The 12,501-nt window shown below is 30.6% G+C and carries 13 protein-coding genes and 1 other annotated feature; of the genes, 1 reads left to right on the forward strand and 12 read right to left on the reverse strand.

Annotated features, from left to right (window positions below; genetic code table 11):
- Window positions 1-155: 155 nt before the first annotated feature.
- From HKO22_RS00860 to HKO22_RS00900, 9 genes are read right to left on the reverse strand one after another with little or no spacing between them, the layout of a single operon-like run.
- On the reverse strand, window positions 156-1,988 hold the full coding sequence (locus HKO22_RS00860; protein WP_169967864.1) for an ATP-binding protein: 1,833 nt from the start codon (window positions 1,986-1,988) through the stop codon (window positions 156-158).
- Between the two features lie 8 nt (window positions 1,989-1,996).
- Window positions 1,997-2,941 carry a DNA double-strand break repair nuclease NurA gene (locus HKO22_RS00865; protein WP_169967866.1) on the reverse strand — a complete coding sequence of 315 codons (945 nt, stop codon included), beginning with the start codon at window positions 2,939-2,941 and terminating at the stop codon, window positions 1,997-1,999.
- Window positions 2,938-3,732: a 16S rRNA (cytidine(1402)-2'-O)-methyltransferase gene (rsmI, locus tag HKO22_RS00870; protein ID WP_169967868.1), complete on the reverse strand. Its 795-nt coding sequence runs from the start codon at window positions 3,730-3,732 to the stop codon at window positions 2,938-2,940. The genes HKO22_RS00865 and rsmI overlap by 4 nt, the downstream gene beginning before the upstream one ends.
- Window positions 3,729-4,418, reverse strand: a complete 690-nt coding sequence (locus HKO22_RS00875; protein ID WP_075658974.1) for a tRNA1(Val) (adenine(37)-N6)-methyltransferase — start codon at window positions 4,416-4,418, stop codon at window positions 3,729-3,731. The genes rsmI and HKO22_RS00875 overlap by 4 nt, the downstream gene beginning before the upstream one ends.
- Window positions 4,415-5,590: a CapA family protein gene (locus HKO22_RS00880; protein WP_169967870.1), complete on the reverse strand. Its 1,176-nt coding sequence runs from the start codon at window positions 5,588-5,590 to the stop codon at window positions 4,415-4,417. Before HKO22_RS00880 ends, HKO22_RS00875 begins: the two co-directional genes overlap by 4 nt.
- Window positions 5,587-6,198, reverse strand: a complete 612-nt coding sequence (locus tag HKO22_RS00885) for an epoxyqueuosine reductase QueH (protein ID WP_169967872.1) — start codon at window positions 6,196-6,198, stop codon at window positions 5,587-5,589. The genes HKO22_RS00880 and HKO22_RS00885 overlap by 4 nt, the downstream gene beginning before the upstream one ends.
- A gap of 38 nt (window positions 6,199-6,236) precedes the next feature.
- On the reverse strand, window positions 6,237-6,995 hold the full coding sequence (gene lgt / locus HKO22_RS00890; RefSeq protein ID WP_169967874.1) for a prolipoprotein diacylglyceryl transferase: 759 nt from the start codon (window positions 6,993-6,995) through the stop codon (window positions 6,237-6,239).
- Window positions 6,992-7,651: a deoxyribose-phosphate aldolase gene (gene deoC, locus HKO22_RS00895; RefSeq protein WP_169967875.1), complete on the reverse strand. Its 660-nt coding sequence runs from the start codon at window positions 7,649-7,651 to the stop codon at window positions 6,992-6,994. Before deoC ends, lgt begins: the two co-directional genes overlap by 4 nt.
- Complete coding sequence (locus HKO22_RS00900) at window positions 7,651-8,376, reverse strand: YebC/PmpR family DNA-binding transcriptional regulator (protein WP_075658978.1); 726 nt, start codon at window positions 8,374-8,376, stop codon at window positions 7,651-7,653. Before HKO22_RS00900 ends, deoC begins: the two co-directional genes overlap by 1 nt.
- Window positions 8,377-8,546: 170 nt before the next feature.
- Window positions 8,547-8,788: a binding site (T-box leader), on the forward strand.
- Between the two features lie 85 nt (window positions 8,789-8,873).
- Between HKO22_RS00900 and HKO22_RS00905 the strand changes: the two genes are divergently transcribed.
- A complete protein-coding gene (locus HKO22_RS00905; protein ID WP_169967877.1) occupies window positions 8,874-10,154 on the forward strand; it encodes an O-acetylhomoserine aminocarboxypropyltransferase/cysteine synthase family protein in 1,281 nt (426 codons plus the stop codon).
- 207 nt (window positions 10,155-10,361) lie between these two features.
- On the opposite strand, the gene HKO22_RS00910 is transcribed toward HKO22_RS00905, so the two are convergent.
- From HKO22_RS00910 to HKO22_RS00920, 3 genes are all read right to left on the reverse strand, one after another.
- Window positions 10,362-11,111, reverse strand: a complete 750-nt coding sequence (locus HKO22_RS00910) for a TVP38/TMEM64 family protein (RefSeq protein ID WP_169967880.1) — start codon at window positions 11,109-11,111, stop codon at window positions 10,362-10,364.
- Window positions 11,112-11,124: 13 nt separating this feature from the next.
- A complete protein-coding gene (locus HKO22_RS00915) occupies window positions 11,125-11,976 on the reverse strand; it encodes a patatin-like phospholipase family protein (RefSeq protein WP_169967882.1) in 852 nt (283 codons plus the stop codon).
- A 184-nt stretch (window positions 11,977-12,160) separates the two neighbouring features.
- A complete protein-coding gene (locus HKO22_RS00920) occupies window positions 12,161-12,499 on the reverse strand; it encodes a histidine triad nucleotide-binding protein (RefSeq protein WP_169967884.1) in 339 nt (112 codons plus the stop codon).
- Between the last annotated feature and the right edge of the window lie 2 nt (window positions 12,500-12,501).

Consider the following 12,501-nt stretch of genomic DNA (forward strand, 5'->3'; position numbering starts at 1 on the left):
TTATCTTTTTTATTATAACAGAGAATTTATAAAAGATTAACAGAATTTATAAAATTCCCTTGTAAAAATTCTTAACTGTCAAGACATATGTTACACTTTTTATTTTCATAAATACATTGTATCAAAAAAACGAGAATTTTTAATCTCCTCGCCTTTTATTTAATCAAATACATTTCCGTCAAAAAATTGTCTTCTTTTTTTATAAAATCTCTTTTATACAATTCATCTAATCTATTTTTAAATTCATCATAGGATAAATTCTCTCCAGATTTTTTATTATAATTAACTAAAGCTATATTTAAACTTGTTGCGTCAATTGGTAGTAAATCCTTTATGTCATTAAAAAATTTTTCGAAAGTTTCATTTTCATAACTTTCTAACTCATCAAAAGGATTTTCCGTGTGAGGTGAAACTGTATTTGCAGCTCTAATCCTAACAAAAGATGTACGTCCTTTTTTTGCAGAGGAAATAAACACATCTCCTGAACTTAAATAAGGAAGTCTTTTTGTCTCGTCAATGGAAAGATCTGTTTCCTCTTTAATTGTGTCAATATCAGAAGCTCTTACAGTCCTGAAAATCAGCTTTGTATTTAGTTGTGCAGTGATTGTTTCATCTAATAGTGTCGGCCTTTGAGTTGCAAGAATTAAAAAGACTCCGTACTTTCTCCCCTCTTGAGAAATTTCACGCAAAATACTTTTTGATGGTGTGTCAAAACCCTTTGGAGCAAAATTATGTGCCTCATCAGTAATAATTACAAAGGGTGGAAAATAATCTGCTTTTACATTGTTTCTGTAAAGTTCATCCCTATATTCCTTTCTTAAATAATATAATTTAGCCAAAAGATAAGTTGAAAATACATTTATAATTCTTGTCGATCCTTGAAGTACAACTAATTTTCTCCTCTTTAATAAATCTAAAAGCTCGTCAATATTGTGGGAGAAAATCCCTTCGTTTTGAAGATTTATAAGCCTCCACAAAACCCCACGAACGCTCATTGAATTGCAAGTTTTGTCATATCTTTCGTATATATCCAATACTTCTTCAAGTCTATTCTTTCTAGTTATGTCTGGTTCTGCTGCAATTTCCGATAATATTTTATCTTTTGACCCGATCTCTTGTCCTTCCAAAAGCATATCCAATTTATTTTTAAAGGATTCAAAGCTAGATCCCTTTGTTAGCATTATGTCGATTACATTTTTCATGGAATCTGTAAGCGGTGATGCGGCGTTTAAAAGATTCTTTAGGTCTCGTTTTTGTAACTCTTGAAATTTTATTCCCGTTTGCAATCCTATTTCAAGGCATTTAAATTTGTCACTATAATTCTTATTAGAAATTTCAGAATTATTTGAAAAATCCATTTCGTAATGAGGATCCATTACAATTGCAGGTACTCCTATTTCCATTAATTCTTCTAATATAACTCTAAGCCCAAAAGACTTACCACTTCCAGATCCTCCAAATACTCCTATGTGAGGATATTGGTGCATGGATTTATAATCAAATAAATAAGGAAGTTCTCTTTGTTTTAAATATTCCTTGTTTTCAAAGGTACTAAAAAGATTTTTATAAACATCATCCATACCCTTTGCAATGTTGTCGGTATTTTTAATTGAGCCGAGAATTAAAGAATTATTTGGCACTGTATCTATTAATAAATTTTTAATTTCATAAAATTCTGGTGTTCTCAAATCACTTCCAGTAAGCGGTGGATAAAGTAATTCTTCAAAAAATCTTAGTTTTGCTACATAAACTGTTTCTTCCCCAACATCGTAACCCATGGAATCAAGAGATGATAATACATCATTGTCTACAAAATCCCCTCCAATATCAAGAGGAATAAATCTGTTAAAAGTTTTTGAATCAACAACTTCTCCAATAATATCGCCTTGAACTGGATCTTCAACTATTAAAAATTCATTGTTTCGAAAGTTTTTTTCCTTTGAACCAATATATACTTCCCTTGTAGTAGTAACTCCAAGTACTTTCATTTTTCCTCCTATAAAGATCTCTTATCTCGTTCAGAAATAAAAAATCGTTCATAAACATCTCTGTCTAAATATTCTTCCAAAAGCATTTCTAATATTTCATCAGTAATTTTTACATCTTTATCTACAATATCAAGCCAAAGTGGTACTCCTCTCGATGACATTGGAGTTAAAGTATAAATTAAATTGCAAATTTCCATTAAATAATCTTCTTGCGTATCTAAAATATCAACTCCAATTGCTCCAGGAAATCTTGAAGTTCTCATAAATGCAGAGGAAAACCCTTCTCCCATTCCATCTTTAATAAATTTTTTATTTATTTCATTTTTTATTAAAATTGCTTCGCCAATATTAAGTCTATTGAATAAAATTTCTCTATCGTAAATGCTTTCGTCAAGTTCAAGACTTCTTGCAATAACATTGGTCTTTATATCTTTGATCACACCAAAGAGAATTATGTTTTTTCTTTCACAACATTCACGAAGCTCCTTAAATAATTCCAAACAATTGATTTTATACCTAATAAATCCTCCGTCCATCATTAAATAATCAAAATCATATTTATCTATATATTCAATAGCAGTTTCTATTTCAATAGTCGCCAAAAGTTTTTGTGAAAGGTTTTTATCGTCGTAATTTGAGTTTAAAGTCGGGGTATAGACATTAGTTTTATAAACTTCGTTGCCATCAGTTGACTTCGCAAGTCCTTGAAAAATTTCTATAAAATGCGGAAAAGCACCACCAGCTCTATTGTTTGAACCGTCAACTCCCACAGTTTTTTTGTATTTGGAAATTTCGCCTTTTTTAAATTTTTCCATTTTGATAATTTTTCCCACGTCTTTATTTATTTTTTCTCTAAATTCACTATGATTTATTCTAAATACAAAGTCGTACTTATCTCTCAAATTTAAATTTACATTTTTTATTTGACCTTCAAGTTCCTTTAAATTTATCATAAATTTAAGCTCTCCTTGTAAACATCGTTTTTTGGAATATTATATTTTTTTGAAATTTCTTTCACAGCTTGAGATTTTTTTACACCCTTATTTAACTCTTCTTCCAAAAGTTCTTTTATATTATAATTTTCTTCTTTATTATTGCCTTCTATACAAATTACAAACTCCCCTTTTTCAGTAATATCTTCATCAATAACTTTTGATGTTGTAGATCTAATAGTTTCTTCAAATACTTTTGTTATTTCACGTGAAATAGAAATTTTTCTCTCGCCAAAAACTTCATAGACATCTTGTAAAAAATCCTTAATTCTATGCGGTGCTTCATAAAAAATAATAGTGAATTTTAAATCCTTTAAAGATTCCAATTCTTTTTTCCTTGCAGAAGATTTACTTGAAGCAAAACCATAAAATGTAAAATGATCTGTATCAAGCCCTGACAAAACTAAGGCTGTAAGTGCAGCATTGGCACCTGGCAAAACTCTAAAATCAATTTTCTCTTCAATTAATTTTTTAACAAGTATTGCACCAGGATCGCTTATTCCAGGCATACCCGCATCTGTTACAAGGGCGATATCCCTATCGGCAATGTTTTCAATTATTTTTTCAGACATTTCAGATTCATTGAATTTATGATAAGTTCTCAACTCTGCTTTTATGTCGTAATGATTTAAAAGTTTTACTGTAACTCTCTTGTCTTCGGCAAAAATTATATCAACAGATTTTAAAATCTCAATTGTCCTAATTGTAATATCACCTAAATTTCCAATTGGCGTTGGACAAAAATAAATCACAATAATACCTCATTTCTATAAACTCTTTTCATCTCATCGGAATAATCTGATCCATCTCTTATATAAAAATCCCTAAAATCATTTCCAAAATTTGCTTGTTTTTTCGCAATAATTATTGTTGTTTTTGCATTTTTATTTTTATTTCCGTGGATATTTATTATGTTTTTAACTCTAAGTCCTACACTATTTATATTATATATCACTTCTGCAAGTCTGTAAGTTGGATAAATCATATAGAGAGTTCCAGAGTTTTTTAGAAGATAATTTACTATGTAAAGACTTCCATCTAAATCAAAAAAATGCTTTGCATCAATAGTTTCAAGTTTTATATTTTTAAAATTATAATATGGTGGATTAAAAATTACTGCATCAAAAAAATTTGTACTATAAAAATCCCTTAAATTAAAAATATCTTCTCTTAATAAATTTATTTTCTTCCCTAATCTGTTATAAGAAATAGAATTTTTAAATAATTCCAAAACATTTTTGTTTTTGTCAATAGCATGAATTTCGTGAAATCTATCGCATACCCTAAGAGACAAAATTCCAGTGCCACATCCAAGATCTATGGCTTTTTCCCCACTTTTCACAAAAGAAGATAAAATCAAGGCGTCAGTAGTGTATTTGAATTCCTCTTCATCTTGAAAAATTACATAATTTGTACCTGAAACTTCATCCTTTTTCATATTTCACCCTTTAAAATCTTTATCGCCTCATTGTATTTTTTTTCGGCTTTGTTTTTTAATTCAGAGTTAGTAACATCACTTATTTTTTCATTAGATACAATATCTTCTAACTTTACCAACTCGTAATTTAATTTACCCTTTTCCCTATATCTATTGACAAAAGTTGGATAAACACCATAGGACTTTAATTTTGTTTCTCCGCTCCTATTGTCCTTTTCAATTATAAGTTTTATTAATGCTCCTGTGTCAACACCAGATTTTTTTAAATATTCCTCTCTTTGATTTGAAAGAGCATTTCCCATTGAATAAATCGTAAAATATTTTTTATTATTTTTTTCCTCTACTTCATATTTTTGTAAAACATGCGGATGAGAGCCTAGAATAATATCTACACCATATTCTTGAAGCATGTTTTTTAAATTAACTTGTCTCTCATTGGGAATTAATTGGTATTCATTTCCCCAGTGAGCATAAACAATTACAATATCAGACTTATTTTTTAAATTTTCAATATCTGCCTTCACATCTTGTGCAAAAGTATTAACATAATATTCCCTGCCTCGTATTAATGAGTCCATTCCATTTAATGTGTCTGTAAAAGAAATTAGTCCTATTTTTATTCCATTTTTTTCGATAATTATTCCTTTTTCACCATCTTCTACAAGTGTTCCAAAAAAATTCATTCCACTCTCTTTTATATGAGAGATAGTTTCCAAAATTCCTTCAATTCCAGTATCTAGTGCGTGATTATTTGCAGTTGATATTGCATCGAAACCCGCATTTTTTAAGGAATAAATAGTTTCCTTGGGATAGTTAAAAAGAGGAAATCCCGATAATTTTCTATTTGAATTTACTGAGCCTTCAAAATTTGCAATTGCAATATCTGCCTCATTTATGTCTGTTGAAATCTTAGCAAAAATTGGTGTAAAGTCGTAAGAATTAGTAGTTTCGTAGCTTCTTACAATGGGTTGATGAAAAATCATATCGCCCATTGCAAAAATTTTTACTTCAGACTTATCCTCTTTTTTTATTTGTTCTTCACTTGCATTTTTTAATTTACTAATTTTATTTTCATTGCTTGCAAAGTTAAAATTGTTGTTGTGAGAAATATAAAGCACAAGTCCCAAAGCAAACACAATGACTATAAAGAAAATGTTTTTTAAATTTTTCAATCTTCACCTCTACTAAATTCGCAACCACAGTAATCCTGCCTGTACATATTAAATTTATCAGTTAGTTCAACTGATCTTTTAAAACCATTTTTCTTTTTAAAATCTGAATATAAATATTTTACTTGATATTCTTCAGCAATAAATTTTCCAAGTCGATTTAGAATTTGTGAATCTTTATGGGGAGAAATAGAAAGAGTTGTTGTGAAGTAGTCATAATTGTTTTTTGCTGCGTATTTTGCTGTCTTCTCAAGCCTTTGTTTATAACATTTAAAACATCTTGCTCCGCCCTCTTTGTAATTTTCAAATCCCTTTATATAATTTAAAAATTCATTGTGATTATATTTTATAACTTTAACGTCAATTTTCTCATTGAGTCCTAAATCCTCGACAAGTTTAATTTGTTCATTAGATCTTCTGTAAAATTCATCTTCACTGTCAATATTTGGATTATAATAAAAAACATCTATGTCGAAGTAATCGCAAATCCTCTCTAAAACTGCAGAAGAACAAGGACCACAACAAGAGTGTAAAAGGAGTCTAGGCTTTTTCCCTATCTCAATTTTTTCTATTATTTTTTCCATTTCCAAATTGTAATTAATTTTATTCAAAATATCACCTAAAAAATTAGACTAGTTGCCTAGTCCAATTAGTTTACATTCTTTTGTCTACTCTTAGCTATAATTCTAATAGATATACCAAAAATTATTATAGCAATGCTTACAAGTTGAGAAACTCTAAAGATACCTATATAAAGTGAATCAGTCCTCATACCTTCTATGAAAAACCTTGCAATTCCATAAACTATCATGTAAAAAGAAATAAGTTCTCCTTCAAATTTTTGCCTTTTAGAAAGATAAAAATATAAAAACAAAAATATTGAAAAATTAACAATTGATTCGTAAAAAAATGTTGGATGAACCCATTGACCATCAACTAAAATTGCCCAAGGTACATCTGTAACACCACCATGAGCTTCGCCATTGATGTAATTTCCCCATCTTCCAATGGACTGTGCAAGTGCAAGACCTGGTGCAACGCAATCAAGTAAGGTTAAAGTTTTTACTTTTTTATGCTTACAAAAAAAATATATAGCAAGTCCTCCTGCAATTATTCCACCGTAAATTGCAAGTCCTCCATTTCTTATTGCAAAAATTTCATCTAAATGCTTGCTATAATATTCCCACTCAAAAATCACATAATAAAGTCTTGCACCTAAAACTCCAATTAATACAGCAAAAATAGACACATCAGTTGAAATATCCTTATAAAGGCCAAACTTATAATCTTTCTTCTCAGCCATTTTTTCTGTTATAAAAATTGCTAAAAAAACACCAATTGCTATTAAAATTCCATACCATTTTACTTCAAGTCCAAAAATTGTAAAGGCGACGGGATTTATTTTCATAATAATTTGCTCTCCTTATAAATTGCAACTCCCGCAGAAACTCCAAGCCTGTCTGCTCCATTATTTATCATTTCTATTGCCTTTTTATAATCTCTAATTCCACCACTTGCTTTAACTTTTACCCTATCGGATACAGAATCCCTCATTAATTTAACATCTTCTGCACTTGCACCAGAAGTCGAAAATCCTGTTGAAGTCTTTACAAAATCTGCACCAGCTCTATCTGATATTTCACAAGCTTTTTTAATTTCATCCTTTGTAAGAAGACAATTTTCTAAAATTACCTTTAAAATTTTACCATTATCATGACAAACTTTTGCAATTTCTCTTATTTCATCTTCAACCTCGTTAAATTTTTTGGATTTAACATAGCCAATATTAATAACCATGTCAATTTCGTCTGCACCATTTTCAATTGCATTTTCTGTTTCAAATATTTTAGTTTCCAAAGTATTTGCTCCCAAAGGAAAGCCAATTACAGTACAAACTTTTACAGAACTATTTTTTAACATTTCTGCACATTTTTTCACCCAAGTTGGATTTACACATACTGAAAAGAAATTGTATTCTTTAGCTTCTCTTACAATTTCTTCGATTTGTGCTTCCGTTGCCTCTGGTTTTAACAATGTGTGGTCAATAATTCTATTAATTTCCATCAATCTCTCTCCCAAGATGTATATACATCAGTTACATCATCATTATCTTCCAATGCATCGATTAATTTATCCATATTTTTAATATCTTCTTCATCAGTTAGTTCAGTAGTAGTTTGTGGAATATAAGTTATTTCTGATTCAATAAAAGAATGTCCTGCATCTTCTAATGCCTTTCTAACATCAATATAATCTTCAGGTGCAGTAATAATTTCAAAAGCTTCTCCTCTGTCGATTACATCTTCAGCTCCCGCATCAATTGCAGTAAGAGTAAACTCGTCCTCATCAAGTCCTTCTTTGAGGACTCCAAGAGAACCCTTTTTATCAAACATGAAGGATACACAACCAGGTTGACCAAGATTTCCACTATATTTATCAAATAAATGTCTAACATCTGGCGCAGTTCTATTTCTATTGTCTGTTAAGCAATTTACCATTACAGCAACTCCGCCTGGACCATAACCTTCGTATACAATTTCTTCAAAGTTAGCGTCGTTATCTCCACCTCCAGCTTTAGCAATTGCTCTATCTATATTATCATTAGGCATATTTTCTGCCTTAGCTTTATCGATAGCCACCTTAAGGGATGGATTATAATCTGGATCAAGCCCGCCTTCCTTTGCAGCAACAGTTATTTGTCTTGCAAGTTTAGTAAAAATTTTACCTTTTTTTGCATCTTCCTTACCCTTTTTATTTTTAATATTATTCCATTTAGAATGTCCTGACATTTAATCACCTTTCTATATAAATCGCTATTTTTAGCTTTTTTATTATTATATTACAAAGTTTCTAATATCGTCAATAGTTAGGCTTTTCTTTTACAAAAGTCAAAACTTACTTTAATGTAAAATTTTAAAATTTTACTTGACAAAATATTTTTTTCTATTTACAATTCAATGTATAGACTTTGAAGAGGAGAGTACATTGTAAAAGTTTTTACAGAGAGGTTTCACATGGTGAAAGAAATCAAAATGGATACTTTGGAACATGGCCTTGGAGTCATCGCACCGAGACAATTGTTTAGACTGCGACAGGTACGCCTGTTATAGCGTTCGGAGTATGTTGGTACTCTATGAGGTTATTTTAGCGATAAAATAATAAAAAAAGGTGGTAACACGAAGCATAGCTTTCGTCCTTTAAGGATGGAAGCTTTTTTTATTGTTATAAAGTTTTAAAATAAAATTTTCAATCCCTTTGAGCTACCGACAAAAATTAGGAGGATAAAATGACAAAGAAAAATTTAGGAACATTATGTGTTCAAGCAGGTTATGAGCCAAAAAATGGCGAACCAAGAGTTGTACCAATTATTCAATCAACTACTTTTAAATACGATTCATCAGAACAAATGGGCAATCTTTTTGATTTAAAGGAAGCAGGCTACTTTTACACAAGACTTGCAAACCCAACTAATGATGCTGTTGCAAATAAAATTACAGCACTCGAAGGAGGTGTTGCTGGAATTTTAACTTCATCAGGTCAAGCTGCAAACTTTTATGCACTTTTAAACATTTTAAAGGCAGGCGATCACATAATTGCCTCATCAGCAATCTATGGCGGAACATATAATTTAATTGCTCACACGATGAAAGATCTTGGTATTGAATCAACTTTTGTTGATCCAGCAATTTCACTTGAAGATTTAAACAAAGAATTTAAGGAAAACACAAAGGCCGTATTTGGCGAAACTCTTTCCAATCCATCACTAAAAGTTTTAGATATAGAAACTTTCGCAAAAGCTGCACATGAACATGGTGTTCCACTAATAGTTGACAACACTTTCCCTACACCAATTTTCTTAAGACCAATTGAATGGGGTGCAGATATTGTCACTCACTCCACTACAAAGTATATGAATGGATTCGCAAATTCCGTTGGCGGTGCAGTTATCGATTCTGGAAACTTTGATTGGTCAAAGTACAAGGACAAATTCCCTGGACTTACTGAGCCTGATGAAACTTATCACGGAGTAATTTATACCGAAGCCTTTGGCAAAGGTGCTTATATTACAAAAATGACTACAACTTTAATGAGAGATCTAGGAAGCATTCCTTCTCCTCAAAATTCTTTTTATTTGGAAATTGGTCTTGAAACATTGCATCTTAGAATGCCAAGACATTATGAAAATGCTCTTGCCGTTGCAAGGTTTTTAGAAAATAGCGAAAAAATCTCTTGGGTAAGTTTTTCTGCATTAGAAAGGGACTCACAACACGAACTTGCAAAAAAATATCTTCCAGATGGATCCTGTGGCGTAATCGCCTTTGGAGTTAAAGGTGGCAGAGAAGCTGCGACAAAATTCATGGATAGCTTAAAACTTGCAGCAGTTGTAACTCATGTTGCCGATTCAAGAACTTGCGTCCTACATCCTGCAAGTACAACTCACAGACAAATGAACGAAGAAGAACTTGTACAAGCTGGTATTAGTCCTGACTTGGTAAGAATGAGTGTTGGCATTGAAGATGTAAAGGACATAATCGATGATGTTAAACAAGCACTAGAAAAAATTTAATTTCATAAATTTCAATTTTAATTTCAAAAAGTCTAGGTGAATAGTATTGTGTAGATCATCTGATTGGAACATTTAACAATATTTCATTTTTGGTTATATCGCCACAGAGAGGACTCCTTTTGATACTCTTTTAAGTTTAATTATATAGTATCAAAGGTACCTCTCTATTTTTATTTCTGTAATATATGTCTTATCATATTACAATTTTTATTTTTTAAAATTTTTATCTTTATTTAGTAAATAAGTTATTCCTAAAACTGTTAATGATATCAAAATTTTTATAACTAACATGACTATAAATTGCCATGATAGTGGATTTAGTATCACATCTCCAAGCAATGTGTTTGTTATCACTCCTATGGAAGATCCAAGAAGTGAAGATACTATATATTTTAAATAGTTTGTCTTGCATGCACCAAAGTAAAAGCTCAATATATCACAGGGAAACCACCCAATTAATCGTATTATAAAACTTGCCAAAAATTCATTTTTTTTCTGTATTTCAATTACTTTTTCTATTTTTGGATATTTCTTTTTAATGTAATCTATCTCTTCTGTTCCAGACCATCTTCCAAGGACAAAGGGTATTGTAAGTGTAACTGTAAGTCCCAAATAGCTTATTAAAACTGCCTTTATTGGTTCAAATAATATTCCGCTTGCAACATATAGTGATGGAAGAGGAATAATTATAGTTAAACTTTTTACTGCAAAAAGGCTTATTAAAGAAATAATTGCTCTTTTTGGATTGCCTAAAGATTTTTCTGTAATACTCTCTATACTTACATTTCCACTTCGTGTTAGAAGTAGAACTGTTAAAATAGATGCAAAAGAAATTAATGCAACTACTTGAATTTTTCTAAATCTTCTTTTAATGTTTTCATCTTTTCCGTTAAAATTTTTATTATTTTTTAGATTATTGTCTTTAATAGAATGTATTTTTGATTTGATTTTGCCCATATTAGTCATCAACTCAATTTCTATTAATATTTTCTAAAGTAAGAATGTTTTTTGCATCTCTTCTTCCCATTTCGTAGAGGTTTTCTAATTGCACATGATCTTGTGTCAAAGTTTTTAAATTACCAATATATTTTGGAGCGACAATTATAACTTTATTTTCCTCCTCAAGTTCAATTGCTTCTCTCAAACTTTCGTTATATACATGCGACCTTCTTGCAAAGGTTTTTGCAACTATTGGATAATTTTTTCTTAAAATTCTGACAAATTTTTTATCTTTTCTTGCTTCTCTAAAATAATCTCTTGGTCTTGTAAGAACTATGATTACTTTGTCACAACCCGCATCAAAGGCTCTTTTAAAGGGAATGGGATCGCTTAATCCTCCATCAAAATAGGGAATGCCCTTTATTTTATAAGGCTCACAAAGAACTGGCACACAACAAGATGCCTTTATCGGATCATAATTATCTATTGTAAGATCACTTTTGCTAAAATATTTTGCTTTTCCAGTGCTAGCATCTGTTGCAACTATCTCGAAGTCCATTGGATTATCCTTTAGTGTTTTGTAATCTAAAGGATATTCCCCATTAGAACCACTGAGATCTGAATAAATATAATCTAAATCAATATATGATCCAGTCCTTAGATAATTTTTGAAGCTCATGTATTCTTTTCGAAAGGCATAATTGTTGTAAAATACAAAGTTCCTCCTAGGTTGCTTTGCAAGAAAGGAAGCACCATTAGCAGCACCTGCTGACACACCAATAAAATAATCGCCGCCAATGTTTTCTTCCATTAGATAATCGAAAACTCCTGCACCATAAATTCCACGAGTCCCACCGCCTACATCTACAAATCCTAACTTCATAATTCATCTTCTTTCTTTATTAACTTAAAAATTTATTAGTTTTATATATAGTATATAAGATATTTGTTAAATTTAATATGGTCAAAGACATAAAAGTGCTTAAACTTTTTAAAATGAATTAAATATTTGAAAAAATGCTATAAGTAAAACTCATAGCATTAATCCTTCTTAAGTTTATCATTAATTAGCCTGGTGGCCACTTTAAACTTCTTCCACCTAGTACATGAAAGTGAAGATGATCTACACTCTGACCCCCATCTTCTTTACAATTATTTACAATTCTGTAGCCCCTAGTAAGTCCCTCTTCAGCACAAATTTTTTTTGCAATTAAAAATACATGACCTACTAATTCCTTATGCCTTTCTTCAAGTTCATCTGCTGATGCAATATGTTCCTTTGGCACAATTAAAAAATGGGTTGGAGCTTGCGGGTCTATGTCTCTAAAAGCATACACAAGATCATCTTCATAAATTTTGTCTGAAGGGATCTCTCCACTTATTATTTTGCAAAATAAACAGTCCATTA

Source organism: Peptoniphilus faecalis (assembly GCF_012976305.1).
GTDB lineage: Bacteria > Bacillota > Clostridia > Tissierellales > Peptoniphilaceae > Peptoniphilus_A > Peptoniphilus_A faecalis.

What these genes read in the sequence shown, in the direction of transcription:
- deoC (WP_169967875.1), bottom strand. Translation starts at nt 7,651, where the DNA reads ATGGAAATTAATAGAATTATTGACCACACATTGTTAAAACCAGAGGCA.
- HKO22_RS00905 (WP_169967877.1), top strand. Translation starts at nt 8,874, where the DNA reads ATGACAAAGAAAAATTTAGGAACATTATGTGTTCAAGCAGGTTATGAG.
- HKO22_RS00865 (WP_169967866.1), bottom strand. Translation starts at nt 2,941, where the DNA reads ATGATAAATTTAAAGGAACTTGAAGGTCAAATAAAAAATGTAAATTTA.
- HKO22_RS00875 (WP_075658974.1), bottom strand. Translation starts at nt 4,418, where the DNA reads ATGAAAAAGGATGAAGTTTCAGGTACAAATTATGTAATTTTTCAAGAT.
- lgt (WP_169967874.1), bottom strand. Translation starts at nt 6,995, where the DNA reads ATGAAAATAAATCCCGTCGCCTTTACAATTTTTGGACTTGAAGTAAAA.
- HKO22_RS00915 (WP_169967882.1), bottom strand. Translation starts at nt 11,976, where the DNA reads ATGAAGTTAGGATTTGTAGATGTAGGCGGTGGGACTCGTGGAATTTAT.
- HKO22_RS00920 (WP_169967884.1), bottom strand. Translation starts at nt 12,499, where the DNA reads ATGGACTGTTTATTTTGCAAAATAATAAGTGGAGAGATCCCTTCAGAC.
- HKO22_RS00860 (WP_169967864.1), bottom strand. Translation starts at nt 1,988, where the DNA reads ATGAAAGTACTTGGAGTTACTACTACAAGGGAAGTATATATTGGTTCA.
- HKO22_RS00900 (WP_075658978.1), bottom strand. Translation starts at nt 8,376, where the DNA reads ATGTCAGGACATTCTAAATGGAATAATATTAAAAATAAAAAGGGTAAG.
- HKO22_RS00910 (WP_169967880.1), bottom strand. Translation starts at nt 11,111, where the DNA reads ATGGGCAAAATCAAATCAAAAATACATTCTATTAAAGACAATAATCTA.